This is a genomic window from Streptococcus sp. HMSC10A01, assembly GCF_001807785.1.
Classification (GTDB): Bacteria; Bacillota; Bacilli; order Lactobacillales; family Streptococcaceae; genus Streptococcus; species Streptococcus gordonii.
In genome coordinates, this window is sequence record NZ_KV790965.1 from 46,387 (window position 1) to 60,031 (window position 13,645).

Here is a 13,645-nt window from a genome sequence, read left to right on the forward strand (position 1 = left end):
CAATCAAAGCAAGAACTGATGAAAGCTCTGTTTACTTATGGATTGTTTGAATTAAACAAGCGAATTCGCTATAATGAAGATACTATAATAAGACTAGCAAATAGAGGAAAGATGAATCAGATGAAAAGTATTGTTTTAGCAGGAGATTATGGTTATATTCGTCAAATTGAGACAACTATCAAGTCTTTATGTTGCTATCATGAAGATCTACTTATCTATGTTTTTAATCAAGATATACCACAAGAATGGTTCATCAATACTCGAAAAAAAGTAAAAGGGACAGGAAATGATCTGCTTGATATCAAGCTTTTACGAGATGATTTAAGGATGAAGTGGGCAGAATCAACCTACTCTCATATTAACTACATGGCCTATGCTCGCTATTTTATTCCAGAATACGTGAAGTCTGATCGAGCTCTTTACCTTGATTGCGACTTGGTTGTCACTCAAAACTTGGATCACTTGTTTGATTTGGATCTGGAAGATTACTATATTGCAGCAGTAAGAGCCACCTTTGGTTTGGGGATTGGCTTTAATTCTGGAGTCATGCTTATAAATAACGAACGTTGGCGGAGGGAAAATATTTCTCAGCAATTAGTTGAGTTGACTGACAGGGAAATTGAAAGAGTCTTGGAAGGAGATCAGAGTATTTTAAATATGCTCTTTGAGGGACAGTACTTGGAGCTAGAGGATAGCTATAATTTCCAAATCGGTTTTGATATGGGAGCTGCTCAGTATGGTCATGATTTTGTCTTCGACATTCCTCTGTCTCCTCTGCCAGCTATTGTTCACTATATTTCCGCTCTAAAACCATGGAATCTTCTGACAAATATGAGACTGAGAGAAGTTTGGTGGTTTTATAATGACCTTGATTGGACGGCTATCATTGCGAGCAAGGCACTTAAAGGTGTAGAAAATCAAGGCCAAGACCTGGTCCAAGTCTACAAGAAAGAATTATTGACCTTGACCAATAGTGACTCTTTGGAGCGCATCAAAGAATTGATTCAAGCTTTGCCAGATTGTCTTTTCCATATCGCCGCTTACTCAGATATGTCAGATCGTTTGATCAGTCTTTTGTCTTACGAGAATGTTCGCCTGCACCGCTTGGTTCTACCGATTCCGTTGAAGCAGTTAGCTGTGGCTTGTGATCTTTATCTAGACATTAATCATGACCACAAGTTTCGAGATTTTTTGGAGATGATCGAAAAACAAGGAAAGCCGATTTTTGCTTTTGAGACTACTCAGACAGAAGGAATTACGGAAAGGGTTTTTGCCACTGAAAAGTACCAAGAAATGGTAGAAGCTATTCGCAGATATCCTTCTTAAGGAAAAAATCATCTAACATATTTGTTTATCTCTTGAATTAAGCTAGTCTTATCCCTTGATAAGGCTACTTTTTCTTTGCTACTGATTGAGCGGGATGCCGATTTATCAAAAAAGAAAATTTTAAAAGATTTAACTATATAAAAATCATAAAATGTGGTAAAATAGTACAGATAAAATAAGGAGTGTAAAAATGGTAGAACCCAAGTATAAACGTATTCTAATCAAGTTGTCCGGCGAAGCTCTTGCTGGTGACAAAGGTGTTGGTATCAATATTCAGACCGTTCAAAAAATGGCTGAAGAGATCAAGGAAGTTCACGATTTAGGAATTGAAATTGCTCTTGTTATCGGTGGTGGCAATCTCTGGCGTGGAGAACCAGCTGCCGAAGCTGGAATGGATCGTGTACAAGCTGACTATACTGGTATGTTGGGGACTGTTATGAATGCTTTGGTCATGGCTGATTCTCTACAGAGAGTTGGGGTTGATACTCGCGTTCAGACTGCAATTGCTATGCAACAAGTTGCAGAGCCGTACATTCGAGGTCGTGCACTCCGTCATTTACAAAAAGGACGTATTGTTATTTTTGGAGCCGGTATCGGATCACCCTACTTTTCAACCGATACAACAGCCGCCCTTCGTGCTGCAGAAATTGAGGCAGATGCAATTTTGATGGCTAAGAATGGTGTTGATGGGGTCTACAATGCGGATCCTAAGAAAGATAAGACTGCTGTTAAGTTTGACGAATTGACCCACCGCGATGTCATCAGCAAGGGATTGCGAATCATGGATTCTACAGCTTCTACTCTTTCTATGGACAACGATATCGATTTGGTTGTCTTTAACATGAATGAAGCTGGAAATATCAAACGTGTTGTCTTTGGAGAGCAAATCGGGACAACAGTATCAAATAATTTATAAGAAATTGGAGATAAAAAACTTATGGCAAATGCAATTGTAGAAAAAGCAAAAGAAAGAATGAGTCATTCGCATCAAAATTTGGCGCGTGAATTTGGAGCTGTCCGTGCGGGTCGTGCGAATGCAAGTTTGTTAGACCGTATCAGCGTTGAATACTATGGTGTAGAGACTCCGCTCAATCAAATTGCTTCTATTACTATTCCTGAAGCACGTGTTCTCTTGGTGACACCTTTTGATAAATCTTCACTTAAAGATATCGAACGTGCTATCAATGCGTCTGATCTTGGTATTACGCCAGCCAGCGATGGATCTGTTATCCGTTTGGTTATCCCGGCTTTGACTGAGGAAACTCGTCGCGACTTGGCTAAAGAAGTGAAAAAAATTGGCGAAAACGCTAAGATTGCGATTCGAAATATCCGTCGTGATGCTATGGATGAAGCTAAGAAGCAAGAAAAAGCAAAAGAAATCACTGAAGACGAATTGAAGACTTTAGAAAAAGATATTCAAAAAGTAACAGATGACGCCGTCAAGCATATTGATGAAATGACTGCGCACAAAGAAAAAGAACTATTAGAAGTTTAAAATTTTATCAAATGAACACTCAGTTGGCACTGCTGACTGAGTTGTTTTAACATAAATATCCTTGCCCTTCAAAAAAAAGCAAGGTAGAAGAAGGAATCAATGAATACAAATCTTGCTAATTATATTGTGGGCTTGGTTATAGATGAAAACGACCGTTTTTACTTTGTCCAGAAGGATGGTCAGACCTACGCCCTAGCTAAGGAAGAAGGCGAGCATCAGCTGGGCGAGTCTGTTAAGGGATTTGCCTACACTGATATGAAGCAAAAATTACGCCTGACGACTCTAGATGTAACAGCGACCCAAGAAAGCTTTGGCTGGGGAACAGTGACTGAAGTGCGTAAGGACTTGGGTGTCTTTGTCGATACTGGACTTCCTGATAAGGAAATTGTTGTATCGCTGGATATTTTACCTGAGTTGAAGGAGCTTTGGCCCAAAAAGGGTGATAAGCTCTATGTACGCCTGAGTGTAGACAAGAAAGACCGAATTTGGGCTAATCTGGCCTATCAGGAAGACTTTCAACGTTTGGCTCGTCCGGCCTATAACAATATGCAAAATCAAAATTGGCCAGCTATTGTCTATCGCCTGAAGCTTTCAGGTACCTTTGTTTACCTTCCGGAGAATAATATGCTGGGTTTTATCCATCCAAGTGAGCGTTATACAGAGCCACGTTTGGGGCAGGTCTTAGATGCGCGGGTCATTGGTTTCCGTGAAGTAGACCGTACTCTTAATCTTTCTCTTAAACCCCGCTCTTTTGAGATGCTGGAAAATGATGCTCAGATGATTCTGACCTACCTAGAAAGCAATGGTGGCTTTATGACCTTAAACGATAAATCCTCCCCAGAAGATATCAAGGCCACTTTTGGTATTTCTAAGGGACAGTTCAAAAAAGCTCTGGGTGGTCTGATGAAGGCAGGAAAAATTAAGCAAGATCCGACTGGCACTGAGCTACTTTGAGGAATCATTTAAAACTTATGAATTTGGAAGGAAGCCAAGCGAATTTACCCCTTTTCCAATGATAAGATTCTCCTCCATCAGGAGACATTCCTCTTATAATCTGGGCTTCTTTCCCAGATTATTTTTTATCTTTTTGTGGTAGAATAGAAGAAACTTTTACTAGAATGAGAGAAAATATGCCTAAGAAAGAAAGAAAATTTGATAGCCATTCTATTCCGAGACGCTTAAATCTCCTATTTGGAATGGTGATTATATTATTTGTGACTTTGATTGGCCGTCTGGCTTATATGCAGGTCTTCAATCAAGATTTTTATACTAAAAAATTAGCAACTGCTAGCCAAACAAAGATAAAACTAAGCTCGGTTCGTGGGCAAATTTATGACGCATCTGGGAAGCCTTTGGTTGAAAATGCAACCAAACAAGTTGTTTCCTTTACTCGCAGTAATAAGATGACTGCTGCCGATATCAAAGAAACTGCCAATAAGTTACTGGATTATGTGGATGTGACAGATGTAGACTTAAGAAAGCGCCAGATTGCTGATTATTATCTAGCGGATCCAGAGGTTTACCAAGAAGTAGTTGCCAAGCTACCGAAGAAGAAGAAGTTTGACTCAGATGGAAACCGACTGTCTGAATCAAAAATTTACAATAATGCTGTAGAAAGTGTGGATGTATCTAGTCTTAACTATAGTGATCAGGAGAAAAAGGCTATTTTTCTCTTTAGCCAGATGAATGAGATTGCTAATTTCGAGACGGGAAATATTCGTACGGACGATTTATCAACAGAACAGGTGGCTCTAATTGCGTCTAGTGGCAAGGAATTAACTGGAATTAGTATTTCAACTGCCTGGGAGCGCAAGGTTTTGGACACTCCCTTAGCTTCTATTATCGGTAGTGTTTCAAGCGAAAAAGCAGGTATCCCAGCTGAGGAAGTAGATGCCTATTTGAAGAAGGGTTATTCTTTGAAAGACCGGGTGGGAACCTCTTATCTTGAAAAAGAATATGAGTCGGTCCTGCAAGGAGAACGGGCGATTAAGGAAATCCACCTGGACAAGAACGGGAATATGGAAAGTATCGACACAATTTCTGAAGGAAGCAAGGGAAAAAATCTCAAGCTGACTGTGGAAATGGCTTTTCAAAATGGTGTAGATGAGATTCTAAAAAACGCTTTTGTCGCGGAATTAACAGCAGGGAATGCCACTTATTCTGAAGGAGCCTATGCTGTTGTCATGAACCCAGAAACTGGAGCTATTCTTGCTATGGCCGGAGTTAAGCATGATTTGAAATCAGGAAATGTCAGCTCAAACTCTTTGGGAACTGTGACAGATATCGTGGTACCAGGATCAGTAGTTAAGGCAGCCACTTTGACAGCAGGTTGGGCTAATAATGCTATCTCAGGCAATCAGACCTTGACGGACCAACCAATAGTCTTCGGTCAGGATTCGTCATCAATTACATCATGGTTTACTAGCTATGGTAATCGCGATATTACAGCTGTGGAAGCCCTAGAGTATTCATCAAATACTTATATGGTGCAAGTTGCCCTCAAGATGATGGGAACACCTTATACTCCGAATATGGGAGTGGATTTGAAGAATTTAGACTCTTCCATGGAAAAACTGAGAGAGACTTTTGCAGAATATGGCTTGGGTGCTAAAACGGGAGTGGACCTTCCGACAGAATCTCAAGGTTATACTCCTAAAGAGTTCACTTTTGCTAATTACTTGACCAATGCTTTTGGTCAGTTTGATAACTACACACCTTTGCAATTAGCTCAGTATGCAGCTACAGTCGCGAATAATGGTAAACGGGTTGCCCCGCATTTAGTTGAAGGTATTTATGCTAACGACAAAAATGGTGGCCTAGGAGACTTGATTGAAAAGAAAGAAACCAAGATTTTGAATCAAGTGAACATTTCTGAAGAGAATATGAAATTGATCAAGGAAGGTTTCTACCAAGTGGTTCACGGGGGAAGTGGTTTTACGACAGGAAGAACCATTTCTCAAGGTGAGTCAGTTCCAATCAGTGCTAAGACAGGAACGGCTGAAACATTTGTTAATAATGGTCAGCAGGCTATCAACACTAATGTTGTAGCCTATGCACCAAGTGATAATCCTAAAATCGCAGTGGCGGTTGTTTTCCTGCATAATACCAATCTATCATCAACGGTTAGCAACAGCGTTACCCGAGATATTATTAATCTCTATAATCAACTACACCCTATGAATTAGAAAGGATGCTATGTTATATCCAACCCCTATCGCCAAGCTCATCGATAGTTTTTCTAAACTGCCTGGTATTGGTATCAAGACGGCTACACGTTTAGCCTTTTACACCATTGGAATGAGTGATGATGATGTCAATGAATTTGCTAAAAATCTTTTGGCAGCCAAGCGTGAGCTGAGCTACTGCTCAATTTGTGGTAATCTGACTGATGAAGATCCCTGCGCTATTTGTCGAGACGAATCGCGTGATCAATCTACAATCTTAATTGTTGAGGATAGTAGAGATGTCTCAGCCATGGAAAATATTCAAGAATACCACGGACTTTATCATGTCCTGCATGGCTTGATTTCACCTATGAACGGTATTGGACCGGATGATATCAATCTTAAGAGTCTGATTACTCGTTTGATGGATAGCGAAGTATCAGAGGTTATCGTTGCGACCAATGCAACAGCAGACGGAGAAGCAACCTCTATGTATATCTCAAGGGTCTTGAAACCTGCTGGTATTAAAGTTACTCGACTAGCGCGTGGTTTAGCAGTTGGTTCTGATATTGAGTATGCGGATGAGGTAACCTTGATTCGTGCAATCGAAAATCGGACGGAATTATAAAAATAAGGATTCTTCTATTCTTGAAGAATCTTTTTTTCTGTTCAAAAAAAATCGGAATTATGATATACTAAAACGGTCTAAAGAGAATCAATCTCAAGTATAAAAACTTTAAAGAATAGGATAGACGAGATGGCAAAGAAAAGTTTAATTTTGTTGTACGGTGGTCGTAGTGCAGAGCGGGAAGTATCAGTCTTGTCGGCAGAAAGTGTTATGCGGGCTATAAATTATGATCTGTTTTCTGTAAAAACTTACTTCATCACAAAAGAGGGCGACTTTATCAAGACGCAAGAGTTCTCTTCTAAGCCAGCAGAAGATGTTCGTTTGATGACTAATGACACAGTGGACATGTCTCGAAAGATTAAACCTAGCGATATTTACGAAGAAGGAGCAGTAGTTTTTCCAGTCCTGCATGGTCCTATGGGCGAAGATGGCTCTATCCAAGGCTTCCTAGAAGTACTCAAAATGCCTTATGTTGGCTGTAATATTCTATCTTCTAGCCTGGCCATGGATAAAATTACGACCAAACGAGTGCTAGAATCGGCAGGTATTGCTCAAGTGCCTTATGTAGCACTGGTTGATGGTGAGGATCTAGAGCAAAAAATCCAGGAAATCGAAGAGAAACTGTCCTATCCCGTCTTCACCAAACCTTCTAATATGGGCTCCAGTGTCGGCATTTCAAAATCTGATAATCAGGAAGAACTGCGTGCTTCTCTGGACCTGGCTTTCAAATACGACAGCCGGGTACTGGTCGAGCAAGGTGTAACAGCTCGTGAGATTGAGGTCGGACTTCTTGGTAACGCTGATGTCAAAAGCAGTCTTCCAGGGGAAGTTGTTAAGGACGTGGCTTTCTATGACTATCAAGCAAAATATATTGACAATAAAATCACCATGGCAATCCCAGCTCAGCTTCCTGAAGGTGTTGTGAATACTATGCGTCAAAATGCTGAGATAGCTTTTCGTGCTATTGGAGGTTTAGGACTATCTCGTTGTGATTTCTTCTATACAGAAGATGGTCAGGTCTTTCTCAACGAGCTCAATACCATGCCAGGCTTCACCCAGTGGTCTATGTATCCATTGCTCTGGGAAAATATGGGGTTAGCCTATCCTGACTTGATTGAGAAATTAGTTGCTTTAGCTGAAGAGGCATTTGCTAAGAGAGAGGCGCATCTTCTCTAAAATATGATATAATAGAGGGGCTGAAAATTTTCGGTCCTTTCTTTTTGCGAGCAAACCGAAAAACGAGGAAGAAGTATGAAATTAGATTTATATGAAATCGCAGAAGTCCTATCTGCGAAAAATGATGTGACTCAGTTTGAAAATGTCGCACTTAGAAATGCTGAGTTTGACAGCCGTTTGATTAAGTCGGGTGACCTTTTTGTGCCGCTTAAGGGAGCGCGTGACGGCCACGACTTTATTGCGACAGCCTTTGCTCAGGGAGCTGCAGCCACCCTATCTGAGCGTCCAGTGGCAGAGGGGGCTTATATCTTGGTCGATGATGTCCTGACGGCCTTCCAGCGCTTGGCCAAATACTATCTGGAAAAGATGCAGGTAGATGTGCTGGCGGTGACAGGTTCCAACGGTAAAACGACGACCAAGGACATGCTGGCTCAGCTACTAGCAACCAGCTACAAAACCTATAAGACACAAGGTAATTACAACAACGAAATTGGTCTGCCTTACACGGTTCTTCACATGCCTGAAGACACAGAGAAACTTGTCTTAGAAATGGGGCAGGACCACTTGGGCGATATCCATCTCCTGTCTGAACTGGCCAAACCTAAGACGGCCATTGTAACTCTGGTCGGAGAAGCCCATCTGGAATTTTTCGGCAGCCGAACTGAAATTGCCCAAGGCAAGATGCAGATTGCAGACGGTTTGAAAAAAGATGGCCTCTTGATCGTTCCGGCGGATAAGATTGTCAATGAATTTCTGCCAGCAGACTGCAAGCTAGTTCGCTTTGGTCCTGATGCGGATATCTTCCTGACGCGTCTGGAAGAGCGCAAGGATAGTTTGAGCTTTGAATGTAACTTTTTAGAGCAGAGGATTGACCTGCCTGTGACCGGTAAATACAATGCAACTAACGCCATGATTGCAGCCTATGCGACTCTGCAGGAAGGTGTGTCTGAAGCAGATATTGCTCAGGCCTTTTCCGAGCTGGAGCTGACCCGAAATCGAACGGAGTGGAAGAAAGCTGCCAATGGCGCAGATATTTTATCGGATGTCTACAATGCTAATCCAACAGCTATGCGCTTGATTCTGGAGACTTTCTCGACCATTCCAGCCAATCCAGGCGGACGAAAATTGGCAGTGCTGGCGGATATGAAAGAGCTGGGAGCGGACTCTAAGTCCATGCACGGCTCTATGATTACCAGCCTCAATCCAGAAATTGTGACCGACCTTTTCCTCTATGGACAGGATATGGAAGCTCTCTATGATTATGCCAAGGAAATCTACCCGCCAGGAAGAGTCCATTACTTTATCAAAAATGACGAGAAAGACCAGTTTGAACAGCTGACCAAAGCTGTCAGAGAGAAGCTGACTACTGCCGACCAAATCCTTCTCAAAGGCAGCAATTCTATGAATCTGGCGAAGCTGGTAGAGGACTTGGAAGATGGAAACTAAAGAAACTGCAAAAACCATTCAACGTCTCCTTTCTATTACAGAGACAGGTCTGGCATTTAGTCGTGATGAATTTGATCGAGAACGTTACTTAGAACTCCGTCAGCTTTTGGGGCACCTCCTGGCTGATTGGTCAGATTTGGATGGGAAAGAATTGGCAGAGCTGTTGCGCCCAACGGATTTTTATGCCACTCCCTTGATTGATGTCCGAGCTGTACTGGTTCGAGACGGAAAAGTCTGTTTGGTCAAGGGTAAAAATGAGAATACTTGGGCTTTACCTGGCGGCTTTTGTGAAGTCGGACTATCTCCTAAGGAAAATATCGTCAAAGAAGTCCAAGAAGAAACGGGATTTAATGCTTCAGTTTCTCGTCTGCTTGCAATCTTTGATACTAATAAATTTCAATTTCAGAGTAAGCAATATGCTAAACTGGTCTTCGAGTGTCAGATAGAAGATGGAGATTTTCATCCTAATGCAGAAATAGAAGAGTTAGCTTTCTTTGATATCCAATCTTTACCAGAGTTATCTTCTAAGCGGACGACAAAAGAGCAGTTGGAAATCCTTTGGGAGATTTATCAAGGAGACAGAGAACAGTATTTGGATTAGTTGAAAAATTAGTCAAAGACTATTAAATACTTTATTATTAATTTTAAAAATAGGAGATGAGAATGGGAGATTTTTTTACAAGTCAAAAAACAGAACCGCCCGTATTAACACCCCTAGGATTAGTGCTCATGCTACTTGCTTTATTTATTGTGATCTATAGCGCAAGTAGATTTTACAAACAAAAAAGCTTTCAAAGAATTTTTCAAGGACTGCAGATTGTCCAATTGGTTCTTTTGTATGGTTGGTACATGGCCACTCAGGCTCCCTTGACTGAGAGTTTGCCTTTTTATCATTGCCGGATTGCTATGTTTGCAGTCTTGCTCTTGCCAAGGAGAACATCTTATAAACAATACTTTGCCTTGTTGGGGGTGTTTGGACCGATTTGTGCCTTGCTTCATCCAATTTTTGATCCTTACCCGCTTCCGCATATTACCTTATTTTCTTATTTAGTTGGGCATTTGGCTCTTTTGGGAAACTCCATTGTTTATTTGATGAATGAGTACGACTATAAAATTTTATCCAATCGTCGGATTATTGAAATAACCTTTGGCATGAATGCTGTCATTTTCCTTGTGAATCAGCTAACTGGTGGAGACTATGGATTCCTCAAAAATCCTCCTTTAGTTGGTGACTATGGTATGTTAGGAAATTTCCTTTTAGTATCTTCAGTATTAGTTGTAGCTTTATGTGGTTTTTCCCTTCTTTTTAAACGCTTGAAAGAAGCTCAGGAAAACAGAATATTCCTTTTAAAAGATTGGAGAGAATGAGATGCTTCCATTTTTAACGACAAATCAGACAGCTCCGCCTTTGATCTCGGCTCTTGCCTATGCTTTGATGATTTCTCTTGTCGCCTTATCCATTTATGGTGCAGTAAAATATCACGACAATCCAGGCTTTGTTAAGGCGTTTAAGTGGATTCAGTTTGTTCAGCTTTTGGCTCTTTATGCTTGGTATATCGGTTTCCGTCTTCCTTTGGCCAACAGTCTTCCTCTTTATCATTGTAGACTAGCCATGTTTGCCATGATTTTCTTACCAGATAAATGGAAGATAAAGCAGTATTTTGCTTTACTTGGAGCTAGTGGTGCTATTTTTGCCTTGGGTTACCCTGTATTTGATCCTTATGACTTTCCACATATTACAAGCTTTTCATTTTTGATTGGTCATTATGCACTTTTAGTTAATTCTTTGATTTATCTATTTAATCATTATGATAAACGTTTACTAAAAAAGTCCGAGATTATTGCCTATACCTTGATGTTAAATCTCTTCTTGATAGGGGTCAATCAAATGACAGGAGGAAATTATGGCCTTCTAGCTAGACCTCCTTTTATCAGTGGGGACAACCTCTTGATAAACTATTCTTTGGTCTCTTTTATTCTGATTCTGGCCTTGCTTCTCTTTGACGAATTATTTAAAAGAAATATTTTCAAAAGAAAACTTTTTAGAAGAAAAAGGTCGGCTTAAGAGGGCTTGAAAAGAAGTGGGTTTCTTTAGAATTTAAATATTAAAAGCAGCTCTTCAAGGGCTGCTTTTGTTTAAGTCTTTATGATTTGGTATCAAGAATTGTCAAGGCATCTCGCAGTTCATCTGCCAGGTGTTTTTTCTTATAGTCAAGAAATTCTTCTAAATCTTTAATTGTGTTATAACGCTTGTGAAGACGATACATCTGTGAAATCTTATACTGAGGAAAGTCATTAAAAAAGTTTTGAGTCAGTTTCCATTCACGAACATAGCCCAAAGGACGCATGTGATAGCGAACACCATCAATGACTCGGCTATGGTGACGATGATGAAGATGGCCAAAAACGACATCTTTCACCCCATATTTGACAAAGAGCTGGTGAAAAGCTTGGCTACCTAGGAAGGCGTTGAAGCGTTGGAAATATGGGTGGTCATAAAGAAATTCTTGATGGGGGACAAAATGTAGAGCAATAATAATGGGACCATCCAAAGAAGCCAGCAGTTTTTCTAACTGAAGGAGGCTGTGAGCTGTAATGCTGGGATCGTCTAGTTTCCTATCTAATCTACGATCAAACCAGAAGTTATTTTTTGTTCTCAGGTGCTCTTCCTTGCTTTTTTCTGGAACAAAGCTGTAATCATACCAGCCAGAAAAGCTAACGAGTTTGGTCTGACCAAACTGTTGGACCTGAAAATCATAGTTAGAAATCTCTTGCTCAGAAAGTCCCAGCATATCGTGGTTGCCGAGATTAAAAGAGGTGGGAAGTTCTTGCATCAAGTCTTCAATAAAGGGCAAACTAATATGGGCTAGATCATTAGATAAATCCCCTGCAATGTGAAGATGGTCAATTCTCTCTTTTTTTAAAACCTCCTTAAGTGTCTCTAGTTCAAAGTGTCCAAACTGATTGGAGTCCAGATGGAGGTCGCTCATAAATCCGATTCTTGTCATGGTTTTAGTCTAGCACAAAATTGTTTACATGAACATATATAAGTTTAATTAGTTTTGCAGAGCTGATTTTAAGGGATATTCAAAGTAGAGTGGTTAAGATATTAGGAAAAGAATAGACCTTTTTCATGTCGTAAAATTTACTTTTCTAACAATTTTGTAACAAGGAGTCCCTTGGCTTGCTATTCATTAAAAAGTATCATACACTGGATTCTGGACTTCTTGAATTTTATTTCAAAAAATAGTCAAACGTGTATAAGTATGGTATAATTAAACGATATGTGAAAAGAGGTAGTTATGGATATTTCAGAAATTCGTCAAAAGATTGACGCAAATCGTGAAAAATTAGCTTCTTTCAGGGGGTCTCTTTGACTTAGAAGGTCTGGAAGAAGAAATCGCCATCTTAGAAAATAAGATGACAGAACCTGACTTTTGGGATGATAACATTGCCGCTCAAAAGACATCTCAGGAATTAAATGAACTCAAACAAACCTATGAAAATTTCCATCAGATGACGGATCTTTTTGATGAATCGGAAATTTTGCTTGATTTTCTAGCTGAGGATGATTCGGTTCAAGAGGAATTAGAGGAAAAGCTGGCAGAACTCGAGAAAATGATGACCAGCTATGAAATGACTTTGCTTTTGTCTGAACCATATGATAATAATAATGCGATTCTCGAGATTCATCCAGGCTCTGGAGGTACTGAAGCTCAGGATTGGGGAGACATGCTGCTCCGTATGTATACACGTTTTGGCAATGCCAAGGGCTTCAAAGTAGAGGTTCTAGACTATCAGGCTGGTGATGAAGCTGGTATTAAATCGGTTACTCTCTCTTTTGAGGGGCCACATGCCTATGGTTTGCTTAAGTCAGAAATGGGAGTTCACCGTTTGGTTCGGATTTCTCCATTTGACTCAGCTAAACGTCGCCATACATCCTTTACTTCCGTAGAGGTTATGCCTGAATTGGATGATACCATTGAGGTAGAAATTCGAGAAGACGATATTAAGATGGACACCTTCCGTTCGGGCGGAGCTGGTGGTCAGAACGTCAATAAGGTTTCTACTGGTGTGCGGCTGACACACATTCCTACTGGAATTGTGGTGCAGTCTACCGTTGATCGAACTCAGTATGGGAACCGTGATCGTGCAATGAAGATGCTTCAGGCTAAGCTATATCAACTTGAACAAGAGAAAAAAGCAGCTGAGGTTGACTCATTAAAGGGCGATAAAAAAGAAATTTCGTGGGGAAGCCAAATTCGTTCTTACGTCTTTACACCTTATACTATGGTTAAAGACCATCGGACCAGTTATGAAGTGGCCCAGGTCGATAAGGTAATGGACGGCGATTTAGATGGCTTTATCGATGCTTATTTAAAATGGCGTCTCAACTAACAGAAGGGAATT

At 40.5% G+C, this 13,645-nt stretch carries 13 protein-coding genes; 12 read left to right on the forward strand and 1 reads right to left on the reverse strand.

Annotation, left to right across the window (positions count from 1 at the left end):
* The first annotated feature begins 111 nt into the window (after positions 1-111).
* The 11 genes from HMPREF3108_RS01865 (at position 112) to HMPREF3108_RS01915 (ending at position 11,300) form a co-directional block, all read left to right on the forward strand.
* On the forward strand, positions 112-1,326 hold the full coding sequence (locus HMPREF3108_RS01865) for a glycosyltransferase family 8 protein (protein WP_061594469.1): 1,215 nt from the start codon (positions 112-114) through the stop codon (positions 1,324-1,326).
* Positions 1,327-1,516: 190 nt separating this feature from the next.
* A complete protein-coding gene (gene pyrH / locus HMPREF3108_RS01870) occupies positions 1,517-2,242 on the forward strand; it encodes a UMP kinase (RefSeq protein WP_008809391.1) in 726 nt (241 codons plus the stop codon).
* 21 nt (positions 2,243-2,263) lie between these two features.
* Positions 2,264-2,821 carry a ribosome recycling factor gene (gene frr, locus HMPREF3108_RS01875; protein WP_012130531.1) on the forward strand — a complete coding sequence of 186 codons (558 nt, stop codon included), beginning with the start codon at positions 2,264-2,266 and terminating at the stop codon, positions 2,819-2,821.
* A gap of 99 nt (positions 2,822-2,920) precedes the next feature.
* Positions 2,921-3,775, forward strand: a complete 855-nt coding sequence (gene cvfB, locus HMPREF3108_RS01880) for an RNA-binding virulence regulatory protein CvfB (RefSeq protein ID WP_045635159.1) — start codon at positions 2,921-2,923, stop codon at positions 3,773-3,775.
* A 164-nt stretch (positions 3,776-3,939) separates the two neighbouring features.
* On the forward strand, positions 3,940-6,006 hold the full coding sequence (gene pbp2b / locus HMPREF3108_RS01885) for a penicillin-binding protein PBP2B (protein WP_176744506.1): 2,067 nt from the start codon (positions 3,940-3,942) through the stop codon (positions 6,004-6,006).
* A gap of 10 nt (positions 6,007-6,016) precedes the next feature.
* Positions 6,017-6,613, forward strand: coding sequence for a recombination mediator RecR (recR, locus tag HMPREF3108_RS01890; protein ID WP_045635161.1), 597 nt, complete (start codon positions 6,017-6,019; stop codon positions 6,611-6,613).
* Between the two features lie 129 nt (positions 6,614-6,742).
* On the forward strand, positions 6,743-7,789 hold the full coding sequence (locus HMPREF3108_RS01895; RefSeq protein ID WP_012130527.1) for a D-alanine--D-alanine ligase: 1,047 nt from the start codon (positions 6,743-6,745) through the stop codon (positions 7,787-7,789).
* A 75-nt stretch (positions 7,790-7,864) separates the two neighbouring features.
* The gene (gene murF / locus HMPREF3108_RS01900; protein ID WP_070493072.1) at positions 7,865-9,235 is read left to right on the forward strand and encodes a UDP-N-acetylmuramoyl-tripeptide--D-alanyl-D-alanine ligase; all 1,371 of its coding nucleotides are present in this window, start codon (positions 7,865-7,867) and stop codon (positions 9,233-9,235) included.
* Complete coding sequence (locus tag HMPREF3108_RS01905) at positions 9,225-9,836, forward strand: NUDIX hydrolase N-terminal domain-containing protein (RefSeq protein WP_070493075.1); 612 nt, start codon at positions 9,225-9,227, stop codon at positions 9,834-9,836. Before murF ends, HMPREF3108_RS01905 begins: the two co-directional genes overlap by 11 nt.
* 56 nt (positions 9,837-9,892) lie before the next feature.
* Positions 9,893-10,603 (forward strand): YwaF family protein, encoded by a 711-nt coding sequence (locus tag HMPREF3108_RS01910; RefSeq protein ID WP_061596653.1) that lies wholly within the window; start codon positions 9,893-9,895, stop codon positions 10,601-10,603.
* 1 nt (position 10,604) lies between these two features.
* Positions 10,605-11,300, forward strand: a complete 696-nt coding sequence (locus tag HMPREF3108_RS01915; RefSeq protein WP_061596651.1) for a YwaF family protein — start codon at positions 10,605-10,607, stop codon at positions 11,298-11,300.
* Between the two features lie 79 nt (positions 11,301-11,379).
* On the opposite strand, the gene HMPREF3108_RS01920 is transcribed toward HMPREF3108_RS01915, so the two are convergent.
* Positions 11,380-12,243, reverse strand: a complete 864-nt coding sequence (locus HMPREF3108_RS01920) for a metallophosphoesterase (RefSeq protein ID WP_060970148.1) — start codon at positions 12,241-12,243, stop codon at positions 11,380-11,382.
* Between the two features lie 294 nt (positions 12,244-12,537).
* Here HMPREF3108_RS01920 and prfB point away from each other — a divergent pair.
* A protein-coding gene (prfB, locus tag HMPREF3108_RS01925; protein WP_012130522.1) for a peptide chain release factor 2 occupies positions 12,538-13,633 on the forward strand; the annotation gives its coding sequence in 2 pieces (ribosomal slippage) (positions 12,538-12,609 and positions 12,611-13,633; 1,095 coding nt in all).
* The last annotated feature ends 12 nt before the right edge of the window (positions 13,634-13,645 follow it).

Excerpts from the sequence above, each read along its gene's own strand:
- recR (WP_045635161.1), top strand. The coding sequence starts at position 6,017 with ATGTTATATCCAACCCCTATCGCCAAGCTCATCGATAGTTTTTCTAAA.
- cvfB (WP_045635159.1), top strand. The coding sequence starts at position 2,921 with ATGAATACAAATCTTGCTAATTATATTGTGGGCTTGGTTATAGATGAA.
- HMPREF3108_RS01865 (WP_061594469.1), top strand. The coding sequence starts at position 112 with ATGAATCAGATGAAAAGTATTGTTTTAGCAGGAGATTATGGTTATATT.
- murF (WP_070493072.1), top strand. The coding sequence starts at position 7,865 with ATGAAATTAGATTTATATGAAATCGCAGAAGTCCTATCTGCGAAAAAT.
- HMPREF3108_RS01920 (WP_060970148.1), bottom strand. The coding sequence starts at position 12,243 with ATGACAAGAATCGGATTTATGAGCGACCTCCATCTGGACTCCAATCAG.
- frr (WP_012130531.1), top strand. The coding sequence starts at position 2,264 with ATGGCAAATGCAATTGTAGAAAAAGCAAAAGAAAGAATGAGTCATTCG.
- HMPREF3108_RS01895 (WP_012130527.1), top strand. The coding sequence starts at position 6,743 with ATGGCAAAGAAAAGTTTAATTTTGTTGTACGGTGGTCGTAGTGCAGAG.
- HMPREF3108_RS01910 (WP_061596653.1), top strand. The coding sequence starts at position 9,893 with ATGAGAATGGGAGATTTTTTTACAAGTCAAAAAACAGAACCGCCCGTA.
- HMPREF3108_RS01915 (WP_061596651.1), top strand. The coding sequence starts at position 10,605 with ATGCTTCCATTTTTAACGACAAATCAGACAGCTCCGCCTTTGATCTCG.
- pbp2b (WP_176744506.1), top strand. The coding sequence starts at position 3,940 with ATGAGAGAAAATATGCCTAAGAAAGAAAGAAAATTTGATAGCCATTCT.
- pyrH (WP_008809391.1), top strand. The coding sequence starts at position 1,517 with ATGGTAGAACCCAAGTATAAACGTATTCTAATCAAGTTGTCCGGCGAA.
- HMPREF3108_RS01905 (WP_070493075.1), top strand. The coding sequence starts at position 9,225 with ATGGAAACTAAAGAAACTGCAAAAACCATTCAACGTCTCCTTTCTATT.